Annotated in this window: 15 protein-coding genes and 2 pseudogenes; 9 read left to right on the forward strand and 8 right to left on the reverse strand. The window is 36.6% G+C overall.

The window, feature by feature from the left end; genetic code table 11:
* Window positions 1–58: 58 nt before the first annotated feature.
* The 3 genes from CYG50_RS13625 to CYG50_RS13635 form a co-directional block, all read right to left on the reverse strand.
* Window positions 59–763: a fimbrial biogenesis chaperone gene (locus tag CYG50_RS13625; protein WP_102140747.1), complete on the reverse strand. Its 705-nt coding sequence runs from the start codon at window positions 761–763 to the stop codon at window positions 59–61.
* Window positions 764–822: 59 nt separating this feature from the next.
* A complete protein-coding gene (locus CYG50_RS13630) occupies window positions 823–1341 on the reverse strand; it encodes a fimbrial protein (protein ID WP_102140746.1) in 519 nt (172 codons plus the stop codon).
* Between the two features lie 365 nt (window positions 1342–1706).
* Window positions 1707–2404 (reverse strand): IS1 family transposase gene (locus tag CYG50_RS13635; RefSeq protein WP_102140845.1). Its coding sequence is split into 2 segments (ribosomal slippage): window positions 1707–2155 and window positions 2155–2404, totalling 699 coding nucleotides; the frame shifts between segments, so codons are not numbered across the junction.
* Window positions 2405–2713: 309 nt separating this feature from the next.
* Between CYG50_RS13635 and CYG50_RS13640 the strand changes: the two genes are divergently transcribed.
* The 4 genes and pseudogenes from CYG50_RS13640 to CYG50_RS23650 all read left to right on the forward strand — a co-directional run bounded on the left by CYG50_RS13640 (window position 2714) and on the right by CYG50_RS23650 (window position 6965).
* Window positions 2714–3340: a response regulator gene (locus CYG50_RS13640; protein WP_102139331.1), complete on the forward strand. Its 627-nt coding sequence runs from the start codon at window positions 2714–2716 to the stop codon at window positions 3338–3340.
* Between the two features lie 130 nt (window positions 3341–3470).
* Window positions 3471–5078: a transporter substrate-binding domain-containing protein gene (locus CYG50_RS13645; RefSeq protein ID WP_168222858.1), complete on the forward strand. Its 1608-nt coding sequence runs from the start codon at window positions 3471–3473 to the stop codon at window positions 5076–5078.
* A 15-nt stretch (window positions 5079–5093) separates the two neighbouring features.
* Window positions 5094–6533: pseudogene (locus CYG50_RS13650) on the forward strand (ATP-binding protein); the annotation flags it as partial.
* Window positions 6534–6638: 105 nt separating this feature from the next.
* Window positions 6639–6965: an Hpt domain-containing protein gene (locus CYG50_RS23650; protein WP_375373125.1), complete on the forward strand. Its 327-nt coding sequence runs from the start codon at window positions 6639–6641 to the stop codon at window positions 6963–6965.
* A 306-nt stretch (window positions 6966–7271) separates the two neighbouring features.
* On the opposite strand, the gene CYG50_RS13660 is transcribed toward CYG50_RS23650, so the two are convergent.
* Window positions 7272–7775 (reverse strand): DUF2938 domain-containing protein, encoded by a 504-nt coding sequence (locus CYG50_RS13660; RefSeq protein WP_102139334.1) that lies wholly within the window; start codon window positions 7773–7775, stop codon window positions 7272–7274.
* Window positions 7776–8073: 298 nt separating this feature from the next.
* Here CYG50_RS13660 and CYG50_RS13665 point away from each other — a divergent pair, with 298 nt between their 5' ends.
* The 4 genes from CYG50_RS13665 to CYG50_RS13680 all read left to right on the forward strand — a co-directional run bounded on the left by CYG50_RS13665 (window position 8074) and on the right by CYG50_RS13680 (window position 11159).
* Window positions 8074–9159 carry a serine hydrolase domain-containing protein gene (locus tag CYG50_RS13665; protein ID WP_102139335.1) on the forward strand — a complete coding sequence of 362 codons (1086 nt, stop codon included), beginning with the start codon at window positions 8074–8076 and terminating at the stop codon, window positions 9157–9159.
* Window positions 9140–9871, forward strand: coding sequence for a GNAT family N-acetyltransferase (locus CYG50_RS13670; RefSeq protein WP_102139336.1), 732 nt, complete (start codon window positions 9140–9142; stop codon window positions 9869–9871). Before CYG50_RS13665 ends, CYG50_RS13670 begins: the two co-directional genes overlap by 20 nt.
* Window positions 9872–9896: 25 nt before the next feature.
* Complete coding sequence (locus tag CYG50_RS13675) at window positions 9897–10346, forward strand: GNAT family N-acetyltransferase (protein WP_168222860.1); 450 nt, start codon at window positions 9897–9899, stop codon at window positions 10344–10346.
* A gap of 324 nt (window positions 10347–10670) precedes the next feature.
* On the forward strand, window positions 10671–11159 hold the full coding sequence (locus CYG50_RS13680; protein ID WP_102139338.1) for an isochorismatase family protein: 489 nt from the start codon (window positions 10671–10673) through the stop codon (window positions 11157–11159).
* Between the two features lie 210 nt (window positions 11160–11369).
* Here CYG50_RS13680 and CYG50_RS13685 read toward each other — a convergent pair whose 3' ends face one another.
* Window positions 11370–11708, reverse strand: a complete 339-nt coding sequence (locus CYG50_RS13685) for a hypothetical protein (RefSeq protein ID WP_102139339.1) — start codon at window positions 11706–11708, stop codon at window positions 11370–11372.
* A gap of 371 nt (window positions 11709–12079) precedes the next feature.
* Between CYG50_RS13685 and CYG50_RS23150 the strand changes: the two are divergent.
* A pseudogene (locus tag CYG50_RS23150) lies at window positions 12080–12336 on the forward strand (integrase); the annotation flags it as partial.
* 531 nt (window positions 12337–12867) lie between these two features.
* On the opposite strand, the gene CYG50_RS13695 reads toward CYG50_RS23150, so the two are convergent.
* The 3 genes from CYG50_RS13695 to CYG50_RS13705 form a co-directional block, all read right to left on the reverse strand.
* Window positions 12868–13155 carry a hypothetical protein gene (locus CYG50_RS13695; RefSeq protein WP_102139340.1) on the reverse strand — a complete coding sequence of 96 codons (288 nt, stop codon included), beginning with the start codon at window positions 13153–13155 and terminating at the stop codon, window positions 12868–12870.
* Between the two features lie 687 nt (window positions 13156–13842).
* On the reverse strand, window positions 13843–14415 hold the full coding sequence (locus CYG50_RS13700) for a cytochrome b/b6 domain-containing protein (protein WP_102139341.1): 573 nt from the start codon (window positions 14413–14415) through the stop codon (window positions 13843–13845).
* 409 nt (window positions 14416–14824) lie between these two features.
* On the reverse strand, window positions 14825–15013 hold the full coding sequence (locus tag CYG50_RS13705; RefSeq protein WP_102139342.1) for a hypothetical protein: 189 nt from the start codon (window positions 15011–15013) through the stop codon (window positions 14825–14827).
* Between the last annotated feature and the right edge of the window lie 459 nt (window positions 15014–15472).

Below are 15472 nucleotides of genomic sequence, written 5' to 3' on the forward strand. Positions count from 1 at the left end.
TAAAAAAATAATAAAAGGTATCACACGACTTATCTTTCTATTAAAATTAACGCCTTATTTATTGAAGTGTCGCTTTTTGCAATTCAGAAGTGCCGCCATAATCATTGATAGTTGTAAATATTATCTGAGCACCCATATTTGCTGTTGAAGGTAACTTATAAACTGTACTGCTCATCGGTAGGACAAGGTCAACTTTATCTATTTCACTGCCATTAACTTTCACTTCACTTAATGTGACAGAAAAAGGAGTGTTATTAACTATACGCAATTTATCACCCTCTTTTTTCCATACTAGAGCCTTATAGGAATCCATTGGGTTACCTTTCAAGCCAGCAGGTCTATAGAATAATTTCATTCTAGTTTTAATTGCTAGTTGTAAAGTATTAGCACTTTCTTCAGCTGGAGCGGGTGGAATAGCTTTTACATTGACATAATAAACCGACTCACGATCTTCAGGTAAATCCCCACCTGCACGAATAATGCGAAGCATATTTTCTTTAACAGGCTCTAGTTTAAAAAGTGGCGGTGTTATAATGAATGGAGTTTTATTATTCCCTGAAGCATCCTCAACCCAAGATTGAATTAAATAAGTACTCTTATCATTATTATTTTTTAAACTAAGATTAGCTTCTTTCTTTGAGCCATCAAATACAACACGGGTGGAACCAACAACAACACCACCCGCAGCATAAATAGAGAAACTAAAACACATGAGTAAAAAAATAAGTATTAACTTATTAATAAAAAGGCTATTAAGAATCATTACATCCCCTTCGAACAAAAAAGCAGGCCACCAACATAGTGGCCTGAAGGAAATCAATATTATTTATATGTCAGGTTGAAATCTGCTGTTGCATTAGCAGAACCCGCTTTCACATCTTTCTTAGTAGAAACATAAGCTGCTGAGAAATAAAGGGTATTTGAACCAACTTGTAATGCAGTATCAGCTGTTGCTGTACCTAAAGCCAGTTTCTTACCTTTACCGTCATAGATAGCAACACCTACGTTTTCTGCTGAACCTTGGCCACCATCAAGTGCTAAAAGGGTTGCATCATCACCATTAGTTTGACCTGCAAATGAAACTGCAACATTTTTGAACTGAGCCACATCACAATTTAGTAGGCTAATTTGGAATTTTTTATCCGCTGATTTAGCGCCTGCATCTGCAAATGTAGCTGTTTTAACTTGAGACATCTGAACGGTTTGATCCCAAGAATTTTGTGCCACTTCACAAGGTGCAGTTACAATATCACCAACGAATTTAACCGTACCATCTTTAGCATTCGCAACTTGACCAACACAAAGCGCAGCAAAAATAGCAGTAGCAATAATCTTTTTCATTTCTAATTCCTTTTTACTGAATCAATATATAACCCAGTGTTAAAATATTTAATTTATTAATATATTATGGTTATCACTACCACATTAATTCCCATTAATGTTTGTGGCACCTGTTTAATCCATTAACTTATTAATCCTTATGCTATTAATCTGTTAAATAGAAATAGCCAGACACACTCCATGTAGTGAAATAGAGAAAAACATAGTTTCGTAAAGTTAGTTTCCATGATTGTCATTATCTATTAAAATAATATCATTCACCTCCTAGGTTTGGTTTAAGCTAATCTAATTATTAAGAATTGAAGGCTCTATTGTATTTTCCGTAAAACAGTAGAGGGTCACGTATCCAAAGGGTTGATGGCATTTCAAACGTAATACTCTCGCTCAATGAAAGTCCCAATGATCTTGTCATGCATGCCGGATGATTTTGAATACCCTAACGTCTTGCGATTAAGTCGTTTCAATCGGTTACGCAACGTCAGATTTTCACGCTCAATTCGCTGTGTATATAGCTTTCCTAAAATGTGTTTTTCGCTAGGGAGTGTCTCTTTGTACGCCCTGTAACCATCCGTACACCAAAAAGCGATACGGAACCCAGACAGCAGTTTTAACAATTTCCCCAGTGTTTTCTTGCTTCGGGAACCAAATACATGAGCGATAATCCGCTTTAAGCGAGGCTCCCATGCATACCACAACCAACGCTGACTTTTTTTGTTACCGATAAATGACCACATCTCATCGACCTCACAAATGAGCTGAATTTGTAGGTTATCTAGGGGCAGTGTTGTTACATTCCGTGGCGAGAGTTTTTTAAAGTGCGGACGACGGCATTGATACTGATATGTAATGCCCTAGCGGTGTCACGAATACCCGCATTATTCATGGCAAGCTCAACCACTTGCTCTTTGATGCCGGGCTGACAAGCGTTGTAGGTATAATCGAGTTGAAAAGTGCGGCAACAGGCCTGACAGCGATAACGGGGATGACCTCCATTGCCGGTGCCATGTTTTTTAACAGGGTCGGTTAACCCACAGAATCGGCATTTTACTGAAATGGTAGCCATACTAAACCTCAACAGAAAAGCTCAGTTTACCCCATTATCAACTCATTGAATACTCGACCCAGTAGAGACATCTGAACACAGCCACAGTGCATAGGTGTATTTTGAGAGGAATAGCCATAAAATGTAATAAGACAAAAAAGCAATTTATGTAAGTTAATTATTAAATTTATGACAGATAAATATTACAAAAATATACATTGCAGCAAATTAAAACGCTCATTAAACTAATAAAAAAAACAATTAATTTTTCATTTGGCACCTGCACCTAAGTTCATCGCGCTTTAATTTACTAGCCAGAAAGGGAAAAACATGAAAACAGTACTGATAGTCGATGACCATCCAGTAGCACGGCTTGCTGTAAGAATACTATTAGAAAAAGATGACATGACCATTGTAGGGGAAACCGCTGATGGCCATGAAGCTATCCAACTTGCCAAAACACTCTCTCCCGACTTGATCATGATAGATATAGATATCCCATCACTTAATGGGATTGATGTCATGCAACGATTGCGTAAGAATAACTACACTGGAGGGCTTCTTGTGCTATCTGCAAAAGATGATGACCATTACATCCGCCGCTGTGCAAGTGTCGGTGCTAGTGGTTTCATTAGTAAACGCAATAACTTAACGGAATTACATGTCGCCATTCATGCGATTAGAAATGGATATGGCTACTTTCCACTTAATCTCAATAAAATGGATACCTCCCCGAATAATCATCTTAATGACAAACAAAAAATCGCCGAGCTCTCTACAAAAGAATTACAAGTCTTACATTTATTAGCTAAAGGGATGAAAAGCATTAACATTGCACAACAAATGCGTATCAGCGATAAAACTGTTAGCACTTATAAAAGACGACTAATGCTTAAATTAGATCTTCACAATATTGCAGAGCTATACGACTTTATTCAACGCAATAATTTGGATTAATATATCGATGCGTAACCTAATCCTAATAGTTTGCTTGCTTATTGGTCTATTTCCTTGCTCATTTTCTGCATTCCAACCTTATGAAGTCAGACTTTATAGCCAAATTGAAATTCTTCCATCAAAATTTGAATTGAGTGATCGTGATTGGAGATGGCTAGGAGAAAAACAAGAATTAGCTATTGGTGTCTACGCTCCTAATAACCCCCCTTTTGATTTAGTATTAGAATCAGGAATTTATAAAGGAATTTCTGCAGATAGCATTATGACCATCATGCGTAACTTAGGTTTGCGCTTCAAAATCATCTACTACCCAGATAGAGATATGGCATTACAGGGCCTACTCAATGGTGAGATAGATATGTTAGCTGATGATGGCAAAAGACAAAGAAACGAAAGCTATGGTTTTCTCAAAAGCGCTCCATATATTCCTGATTATCCCGTACTTATTTCACGAAAAGCGGCAATGTCCAATAAGCACCCAATACCTCACGGTGCTCGTATTGCTACGGTTCAAGGCTACCCAAGCAATGAATGGATCAAAAAATATTTTCCCGACGCAAAGATTGAACGTTTTCCTTTACCACAAAATGCATTATCTTCCGTCGCATTTGGTGAAAATGATTATTTCCTAGGCAGAATGATCGTGGCTAATTTTTTACTTGAACGCCACTATGCAACAACATTATCCACTGCTGAGATTTTCTCTAATGAAAATATTGGCCCAGTCTTTCTCTTTCACCCTAAAAATGCGCAATTAAAGCGTACTGTGGATATCATTTTAAGCTCAATATCATTAGCTCAGCATGATATTATTTTTCATCATTGGAGTTCAAAACCTGATTTATGGGCACTAAAACAATCTGTTGTATTCACACAAAAGGAAATAGATTGGCTAAAACAACACAATGAGTTAAAAGTCGTCATTAATTCACTAAATGCCCCTTTCACATTTTTTGACTCACAAAAACAATTTCATGGCCTCTCTGCAGATATACTTAATCTGATCCATTTCAAAACAAATATTAATTTTAAAGTCATTGAAGCAAGCTCTGAAAAAGATGAGATTACTTTATTAAAACAAAATAAAGGGGATTTCATTGCTTCAATTACAAAAAACTCAAAAAATGATAAAGAATTATTATTTACTCGCCCCTATGTTCTCCCCCCATTTGTTTTAATTGTTAGGGACACACCATTAGCCCATAAAAAAATTGCTCAGGCAGCAAAACTTGCGATCACCCCAGATAATGCAATTCACGACTGGTTAACAAAGAACTACCCTCAAGTGGAATTAATTGAAACTAAAGATACCTATTCTGCTTTGCAAATGGTTAATGAAGGAAAAGTGGATGGTACCATCGAGAATCTTATCAGCGCTCACTATATGATTGACCGATATTTTCGTAATCGATTAAAAATCAGCGAGCAATTAAGCGAAGACACAGCTTATATATCGTTTGCCGTAGGACGTGACCAACCTGAGTTATATAGTATATTAGATAAAACAATTGCCTCTATTCCGCCGAGAGATATATCAGTATTAACTAATAAATGGCTAGGCTCACCAGATGTTGAAATGGATACATGGACAGTATACCGTGCCGAGTTCTACACATTAGCTTGCATTGCCGCTATTCTTATTATTACATCTTTAATATGGAATTATTATTTACATCGTGAAATTCGATTAAGAAAATATACACAAAAACGCTTACAGGAACAGGCTATATTCTTATAAACTCTTTATAATGGTACTCCTGTTCCTATTTATGTCATTGATAAAAACGGAACGATAATAAATAGCAATTCAGCATGGGAGAGCTTTTTCAGTCCTGATAATGAAAACATAAAACAACTTTCATTAACATCACAACAACACCCGCTATCGGCAATTTACCAAAAATTGTATTCTCTTTTTGATGATCCTAAGAGTCTAGTTTCTCCACCTAAACGTTATCAAATAAAAAACAGAATGGGTGAAAGGGTGATAGTGCATCAAGCCGTCGCATATAGAGACAACCAAGGTAATATTTCTGGTCTTATTTGTAGTTGGCAAGATATAACTGAACATGAACAACTCCTTACCGAGCTCTCTAGTGCTCGCCAACGCGCAGAGCATGCAAGCCAAACAAAAAGCAATTTCCTTGCTATCATGAGCCATGAAATTCGTACCCATATCAGCGCAATTATTGGGTTATTAGAATTAGCCGCCACGAATAAAAATCAACAAGATGATATTACGGAATCAATTCAAATACCGTATGAGTCCGCATTATCATTGATGGGGCTTATAGGCGATATTTTAGATATGGCAAAAATTGAGTCAGGCAAACTGGAACTCGTTCCTGAGTGGGTAAAAAGTAATGAATTAGCAACGCCCGTTGTCCGTTTGTTTGAAGGACTAGCTAAACAGAAAGGTATTTCTCTACATTATCATCTTAATGCTATCCATCCTGATGAAATATATATCGACGTTTTTCGACTACGTCAGGTTATTTCCAATCTACTTAATAACGCAATTAAGTTTACTACCGAAGGAACGATTGAGATTATCATTAATTACCTCCCCAAAAACCATGATCAAAATATTTTAAGGATCATTATTTCTGATACCGGAATGGGGATTGAAGAGAACCGACAAGAATTGATTTTTTCCCCCTATACCCAAGCTGAATCAAGCAGTAAACATAAAGGAACAGGCCTTGGCTTAGCTATTTGTAAACAACTTATATCCATGATGAATGGGACTATTACCTTATACAGCCAATTAGGGCATGGTACTCAATTTTTAATCGATATCCCCGTTAAGCATCGGAAAAATACTAGAGTTTCGCTTCCGACACTTTATAAGGCCACAAAAAATAATAAACGCTTACGAATACTTGCCGTTGATGACCACCCTGCAAATCGCCTGCTATTAGTACGCCAATTAACAAGATTTGGTCATCATGTCATTGAAGCAAAGAGCGGGAAACAAGCCCTAGAATTATGGAAAAAAAATGCAATCGACATAGTAATTACCGATTGCAATATGCCTGACATTGATGGGTTAGAATTGACTCGGCAACTACGAGAAATATCTTCCCAAACTCTAATTATTATTGGGTTAACCGCAGATGCAAGGCAAGAAGAACGCCAACGCTGTATAGAGGCTGGCATGGATGACTGCCTATTTAAACCTTTACGTCTATCTCAGATTGAAGCTCTGCTATTACGCTGTACCCTTCAACAAATAGAAGAAGATACAGAAGAGCCCATTCCTCCAATGTTAAATAGTTTAATCAATTTAGATGCATTAATGCAGTTGACTCAAGATGACCAACAGCTATTAAATAAATTACTTCAAACAAGTCTTCAAGAAAATATAGAAGATATACAACAAGCAGAACGTTTATTCGAAAAACAAGACTGGCTTAATTTAGCGCATTATTGCCATCGTTTAGAAGGTTCTAGCCAAATTATTGGTGCTAAGAAAATTGCATTGGAGTGTAAATTACTAGAAGAGTATTTCCTTACTGGTAATATATCTGATGAAGCAATATTAAAATTTAACCAAACAATGCGAACAATTAAAATCTTAAATCAAGCTATTGAAACATATCTTTCTATGCCACTTAAGTGCTAGATTTTCATGAGATAATTAGCAGACAAATAGAAAACGGGTGCGCCTTGGTGGTAATGCAAAGAAGTATGGGGTTAGAGTGTATTAAAACACTCTATCACTTGAGGTAATTTATAGCGGATCTGGGTGAATTGTTTTCCATACACAAGTTTTGTTCTATCGTCGTGTCTTCATAAGACACGATACTTTAAATTTTATCGAACTGCGAGGATGTCACACTCTACATAATGAACTTTGTCGCCAACCAAGCTCAGCGACAATAAGTTATTATTTTACCGATTGAATAATGAAATGCTTAACTCATGATAATCACAAAAAATAAGTCAACAAAGGCTGTAAAACTAATCCTGTCAGGTAAAGACCTAAACCAAATACACTATGAGATAATAAACTCATTAACCGAGCTTTATTAGGATTTGGCATCTTACTGGCTGCAATACCTGCTCCCATCGCTGGTTGCATAATAAAATAAGGGGCAGCAACTGTAATTATTCCAAAAAGTAGCGCAGGCCATAATACAGGAGATGTAAACCAAATTTCGCCTACCAATAATATAAATATAAAGGCAAAAATAATGCCCGTTACATAGTGAACACCCCAACCTAATGCATTCTCCGCAGGAATTATTGCCTTTTGGCCGATTGATGGGCGGTGTATAAACTGCCCATTTATCATATATCCTACCCAACGTCCTACCAGTGAAAATTTTAACGTCGATTGGCCACACAGTTTAAGGATAAGCGCCCATAAATCCATCACGATGGTTGCTCCCACCCCAAGAAAAACCACTAAAATTACTATTGAGAAAGTCATTATTAATTTCCTGTTCTATGAAAACTACCCACTACTTACCATCGAATAAGTCTGTAATATTAGCTAAAGCTGAATACAACGAAGGTAAAATAATGCTTTCACCTCCCCATGGAATAAAAACCGAAATAGAGGTTGACTTAAAGTCCACTTGAAGATGTAACATTCATGCTTTGATTTATCCAATAGCATAAATAGCTTTTCGAAAAAAAATGAATCGTAGTACAACTACGGCATAACCATTATCTATTTTATAAATTGAATACAAATTGTTAGTAAATAAATTCTAAGGCAGAATAAAGTGAGTACTTTCACAGATAACAGAAGTGCAATATTTAATAACACGTCACAAAACCTTTTAGTATGGGAACAGCAATTTAAAGCTGATGGCCCTGGTTTTACATATATGGCCAAATTTGACCATGGCGTATCCTATTCAGGTAACCTTGGGTTTGCTGAGCTGGAACAAAAAGAAGCATTAACACCCCAAACTATTTTTAATTTAGCCTCAGTATCAAAACAATTCACGGCCTTTGCTATCTTGCTATTAGAACAAAACAACAAGCTTGCTTTGCACGACCCTATTACTAAATATATTCCTGAATTACCTAAATACGCTAATGAGATTACGATTCAAGACTTGATTTATCATATTAGTGGCATGGTTGATTACATTGAATTGGCCTTGAATAAGGGGATTGATTATTCTGACGCCTTAGGACCAGAAGAAAGTTTGGCAGATTTAATTGCCTTCCCTCACCCACTTACCCCTGTCGGAACACAATTTGATTATTGTAATACAGGCTATTTTTTATTATCCATGATTATTGAGCGCGTTAGTGGCCAAAGTTATAACGAATTCGCCCAACAATATATTTTTAAACCATTACAGATGAGTAATACTTTTATTGTTGAATCGTATCCTGTTCACACAGCGATTGCTCGAGGTTATCGTGAAAATACTGAATCTGGCTATCAATTAAGCGAAAGTCTATGGACTCAAACAGGTGATGGCGCTGTTCATTCCAATGTCTTGGACTTAATGAAATGGGGTGAGAACTATACGAGTGGGAAAGTTGGTGGTAAAAAACTAGTCGAGAAAATGCTTCAAGCATTACCTTCCCATAATAGAACAGGTGAAGTCATTGAACATCACCAGCAATATGCCTATGGCGTTATTATTTCACAACACTTTGGCTTAATGCATTTCGAACATTCTGGGGGATGGGCTGGTTATGCCACCTATTTTCTACGTATACCTGATTTAGGCTTAACCGTTGCAGTTTTAGGAAATATTGAAGATTTAGATACGCAAAAAATTGCTTATGAGATCACCGATATCATTTTGACCCAATATAAGGAATTCTATGATGCCCCTGATAAATAATGATATTGCTGCATATTGGCTGAAAGAAAAAACTTCAGGCGAATGTTATTTAAATCAAAGTGATTTAGCCGTGTATGTAAACGCTCATATTGATGAAGACTATTTAGCGGTCGCTATTCAAGAACAAAATAAATATTGGCTTTCATTACATCCACAGCTCTGTGCTAAATTATCTATCACTCCCGATTTGACTAGAGAAGTTGCAGAAATATTGCGTGATACCCTCGCGGAACAATGGCATGGAGCAGACCAATTTTTTTATTTCAGCCAAGAAGCGTTATCAAAACTACAACAACAACAAATACTGAGTGATATTCGCGTATTAACAAATATAGATGCCGCCGTATTTCAATCTTTCTGTGAAGCATCTAGTGAAGATGATTTAGAAGGAGCGTCCGTAGAACTTGATCACTGGTTGGTGTACGGATTGTTTTCCAATGACCAATTAATTGCCGTTGCGAGTATGTATCCTTGGGATGATGAAAAGTTGGCTATCGCTGATTTAGGGGTTTTAACCTTATCTGAGCATCGTGGTAAAGGCCATGCACGCGAACTTGTCTCTGCCATTTGTAAAATCGCCTTAGAAAAAGGGTATCAACCACAATATCGATGCCAGCTAGACAATACTGCGTCCCTAGCACTAGCAAACTCGCTGGGGTTAATTCCATATATTAAATGGGATGTTATCGTTCACCCTAATGCTGAAATATAGAATCAATAGTAGAGAAAATAACTTTATGATTATTATAAGTAGTATTAATCAGGACAACTTATTTGATGTATGTGAATTGACCTCTAATTCAGATGGGATCGCCACAGTATTAGAAGACTATATCTGCTGTAATGCGACATCAATTGCAGAAGCAAGTTACTTCCCAAATTTTTACCCAAAAGCCTTATATTTCCAAAATAATTTAATCGGCTTTTTTATGTATAAGACAACAAGCTCTAATTTAAAAAAAGTTATGCTTTGTAGATATATGCTTGACTATAAATTTATTGGTAAAGGATTAGGTCGAAAGTCATTCAAAGCAATCCTCGATTTTTTCTCTGCGGAAGCTATCCAGCTTATTACATTAGGGATTAATGAAAAAAACACGGTAGCGAAAAACCTGTATCAGTCATTTGGCTTTGAATTTACAGGTAATATTATTGATGGAGAGCATATTTATCATTTAAATCTATGATGTAATATGTATTAATTGCCTTAGTAAGGTAATTAATTTATCGATATTTTGCTTGTTTTTAAGGGAAAAAGTCTCTATCACGAATTAGATTAACGCTCATTGGTCATCGTTTCAGTGGCCAATAGTAATAGGCAGTAACACATTGTTTTTATTACTAACGGTCACTGTGACCTCTTTAAACCTTAGCGTAACCTCACCGTTATTGGCTTAACCCTTGCTGTAATCTTGCCGATTATAATTGATATTTAACACTAAAAAATTATTGTAATTTCTATCGTCCTATTTCATATTCAAATAGAACTTAACTAAAATTAATGGGGCATTATGGACAAGGCATTAATTGTTATTGACGCACAAAATGACTATCTTTCTGATGGCCGGTTTCCCTTATGGAATATTGATACTACTTTGGAGCATATATCCAATAAAATTTTAGAGTATGAAAGAACTGATGATATTGTGATTTTTATTCAACACTTATCACCACAAGGAGCCGCTTTTTTTGATGAAACAACAGATGGTTGTGAACTTATCTCTAAGCTCACTAACTTATCTCCAGGCCATTTGATTGTGACTAAAAAGCATGGTAATTCCTTTGATGAAACAAATCTCAATGACTTGCTTATAACCCATAATATTAACCATATCGAATTATGCGGGATGATGACTCAAAATTGCGTCCTATTTACTGCTATTTCTGAACAAGCAAAAAAATATAAATTATCAGTATTAGGTAACTGCTGTACAAGCGTCTCACCTGTAATCCATACTGTAGCACTGAGGGGCTTATCTAGAATAACGAATGTTATCTAAATTACTATAAATACACACCAAGGCTACGAACTCGTAGCTTTTTCTATTATCTTTGAGGTAACTTATTGATATTCACTCAGAGGACCAAATTGTCCTGCAGGTATCGCAATGCTTATTTATATTGTGGTTACTTTTATCTCATGAGCATTATTAGAGTATTGCCAGCCAGTAACGAGCCACTAATTTCAGAGTCTCTTAATGATAAATTAACTATTGAACAATATAATCAGCGGTCAATATCATTATATTTCCACCATGTCCGTTGCAATCAATCCTAACTACATTTTTTGGTCTCTGTGTTATTAATGTGTGCGCGTTTTCGAAATGAGTTATTGATGTCAATTTATGATCGATTGCGCCAGATGTATAAATAGCCTCTACTGATAGCTTACATAAATCATAGTTCATTTTTTCAGCATAAAGAAAATCCCAATCACCATAATTAGACCTTTTTCCATCTGCTACTAATGGGTCAATACCATTACTAGAATGTGCATAAAAACCAGAGCAAGCAATCATTAGCAAGCTAGCAACTATGTATCCTTTCATCTCACCATTCCATCAATTAGTTTCAGTCATGTTAGCTTAGCGGGAGTGCAAATTGAAGTTAATTAGCTGGTGGCACATAGCCTGGAAACATAATCAAAGTGCAATACGTTATTAGAAATATGATTATGATTACGACTAACACCGTCATCCCAACCCAAGGATCCCATGGTTTCATCGAAAATCTCCATTTTTCATTGATAAAACATTATCCTGAAATGTTGGCATTTGGAGCTATAGTCATAGTGCATTTTGCTATAGCGAATATAATAGAGAAATATATTAAGTACCCAAGCCAATTACGCATATCACCCCCTCCAGTTGTATAGAAAACAAATACTAGGATAGATGCAGATTTCAGGCAATAACCAGCAATACCCCCAACAGTATGGAAAATAAGAGTTGATGATAATAACGCCTGGTATGCAGGATTAAAAAGAGCAGGAATAGAAAACTTCCGCTTTCATGCTCTGCGGCATACATGGGCGGCTGGAAATCGGTTGACATGGTGAGAAGATATGCCCACTTAGCACCTAATCATTTAACTGAACGCACGAAGCAAATAGACAATATTTTCGATACTTGCGTCCCAAATACGTCCCAGTTAGGAAAAGTGGAGAATTTTAAATGATGGTAAGTGATTGAAAATTAATGGTACCCCTACAGGATTCAATATAAACACATAATACACTGATTATAAACGCATTAAATTCATTCAATTTCGTGTCATGCCCCCAATTATGCCCCCTTTTTATTTTGTGACTCAAAAATTAAGAGGTTCAGGCTTCAGTATTCCCAATGCCACCAGCATTGCATAAATATCATCAATGGCAATTTTATTGCAGATAATGAAACACCAACCAGAAATAACCCTCCCCGTGTTTTTCACTGCCTCTGTTTCAAACGGAATGAGTGATTATCACTAATGCGATTTCAAGTGACGGCAATGATTATTTGCGCACCTCAATATGAGGTGTACAAAATAGAATAGGTAGGCTGGTGGACTTATTCGAACTGCCCCGATATTTTCGGGTTAGCTGAACCACATATCTTTAAGAGTTTTAGTTGTTAGCTAGTCTAATAATATTGGGTTAGCTTAAAGAGGAGAAATAACCTCTTTGGATTTCCCGATTTCAAATCGGCTTATTGATACTAACATTTACTAACAGGTAACTATCTGCGCCCCTGTTAGCTGATAACCATTAAACCATTCATAACGACCTGTAGCAGTTACTTTGTTTCCTTTCTGACAGGTCATTAGCTCCAGCGCGTTAATATCGAATGCCACTATCTTTAATGGGTACGGGCTACGCTTGTCACTCTCAGCCTGAATAGTCATTGTGGCCATAACTTTACCTGACGCTGTTTTAACTCGCTCAGGGGCTTTTATTACCGTTCCTGACGTGGTGATCCTTATTGATTTTACGCTTCTCATTTCTGGTTTATTCATCTTAATACCATCACAATATAAGCAATTGGTTAAAATATAATGCTATTGGGACTCTGGAAGGTCGGGTAATAATTCCAATTTCTAGGGGTGATCTAAACGTTAATTTATCCATGATGATACGGGATAATCCCGTATGTATCTATAAGCTATTGATTATGCTTAATTCCGTAAATCGACGGAATCAAAATATAACTAATTGATAACGTTTAATTCTGTCACAAAACCAGATTAACGCTCATTGGTCATCGTTTCAGTGACCAATGGTAAGGGGTGACAATACATTGTTTATATTACTAACGGTCAAATTGACCGCCTGAAACCTTAGCGTAACCTTAGTGTTAGTTTCCATTTCCTAAAGTGTGTTTTCACTGGAAACCATTATGGAAACCTCGCCCTAATCTCGCCCTGATTCCTTACCGTAACCTTACCGTTATCGGCTTAACCCTCCCCGCAACATCCCCGTCTAACCTTGCCGTAATCTTGCCGTTCAATCACATTATACGGACCGCAATAGGACCGTTATTTTAGCTTTGGTTATTCATGTTCAGAGTAGATAAACTATTGATTTACTCGGTAACGCATATTTGCGTCACGGTAACTTATTAGCATCTACAGATTGCAACAAAATATCATTTAATGAATATGGGCGACTAATCACCCATATTGCCAATGAGGTATCAAGCAAACCTATTTATTTTTACTTTTTTTCCAAATTATAAAATGAATAATCCCTAAACCACCGTGACCATAAATATAAATCTCAATTAAAATTGTGAGTGATTTATGAATACTTCTAGCCTCTAAAGCAAGTGGTGACTGCTGTAACCATAGAATAAACCATGCAATACCAGACAAAATAACAATTGATAAAGCACCTAACCCTAACCCTTGAACTGTCGCGGCAAGCCCTTTAGGTGAGCTGTCTGGTAGCTTTTTAGCTAAAAGAGAGTTTATATCTTCTTTGATTTGCTTAAAGTCCCCCCAGAGATAGGGATAAAAATATCTAAACCCTCGCTGGTTAAAACATAACACGACTAAAAAGAACGTTAAGAAAAAAAGCACAAAACCTGAAACGATATGAATCCAAGTGAATAAATAAGTCTCGTCAAAAAACGGAACAACTACTGACTTAGTTCCCGTCATCCAATTACTCACAATGATTTGTGATATTACCAAAAGTAGAATTAACGCATGTAAAATTCTTATTTTTTTAGTCTGATAAAGCCCAAAAAAATCCCAAATCGATTTTAATATGCTCACAATGCTTCACCTTTTTTATAATATTTCTCACAGACACAATTTAATAGCTTATAACACTCTTGTTTATGGCTTTAAGTCCTAAGCGTAGAATATTTTATATGAAATATAGTTCACATCTACCAATTAATTACGACCATCCTTTTAAGATGATTACATTTATCGTTATGAGATGTTTTTATTATCAGTATGAAATTAATATTCAGAGGACAAAATTGTCCTGTGGGTATCGCAATGCTTATTTGCATTGTGGTTACTTTTGGTGGTTACCAAAGTGGTTACTTTTATCTCATGGCCATGATTAGAATATTGCCAGCCAGTGACGAGCCTCCAATTTCAGAGCCTCATGACTCCTTAATCTCAAGGAGTCCTATTTAACCGCCTTAAGTACCCTTGATATCAAGGCAACCTATTATCGTTTTGGTGCTGGCTTAGTCCATTGGTAGGTTGGTGCTGTCATTCTCCGCCTATGACGCTCTTTAGCCTGCATTGTCTGCGCTACACCCGTTCTAATAGCTAACCTATCGCGTCCATTGAGTGATTGCCCTTGCTGGTGGGCTATCTCCATCATAACGGCTTCTATTGCCTCACGTTGTAACATGGCTATACCTCAAAGGTGTTGTGATTATCGCTATACCTTGATTGTGCTGAATTGGAACAATCAAAGCCCATCAATCCACTAGCATAAAACATGCTGTTTTGCTGGCAACCAGAGTGGCAACCGTCAAGATAGCAACCAAGTTATATCCGTCAAAACTAGTCCAAACTTATTACCCTTGTTTTGCTGCGTACCATTCTGCGTACTTTTATGCAACATCATGATTTTATTTAATTATAACGAATCGTTAGAATTAAATGTGTACCTACTGCGTACCTATTTGATTTTGGACGGGGCTTATAAATTTCTTTGGCGTGATGACAAGTTTTGACAAGTTTTCGACCACAACAATTAACAACATTTACTTTGTTCTCATGTCAGGTTTTGTCAGGTTCCCATGTCTGGTTTTGTCTGGTTCTGATGTCAACAATTGTCAACATTCAGCGGATGGAGTATCCAGTA

Source organism: Providencia huaxiensis (assembly GCF_002843235.3).
Lineage (GTDB): Bacteria > Pseudomonadota > Gammaproteobacteria > Enterobacterales > Enterobacteriaceae > Providencia > Providencia huaxiensis.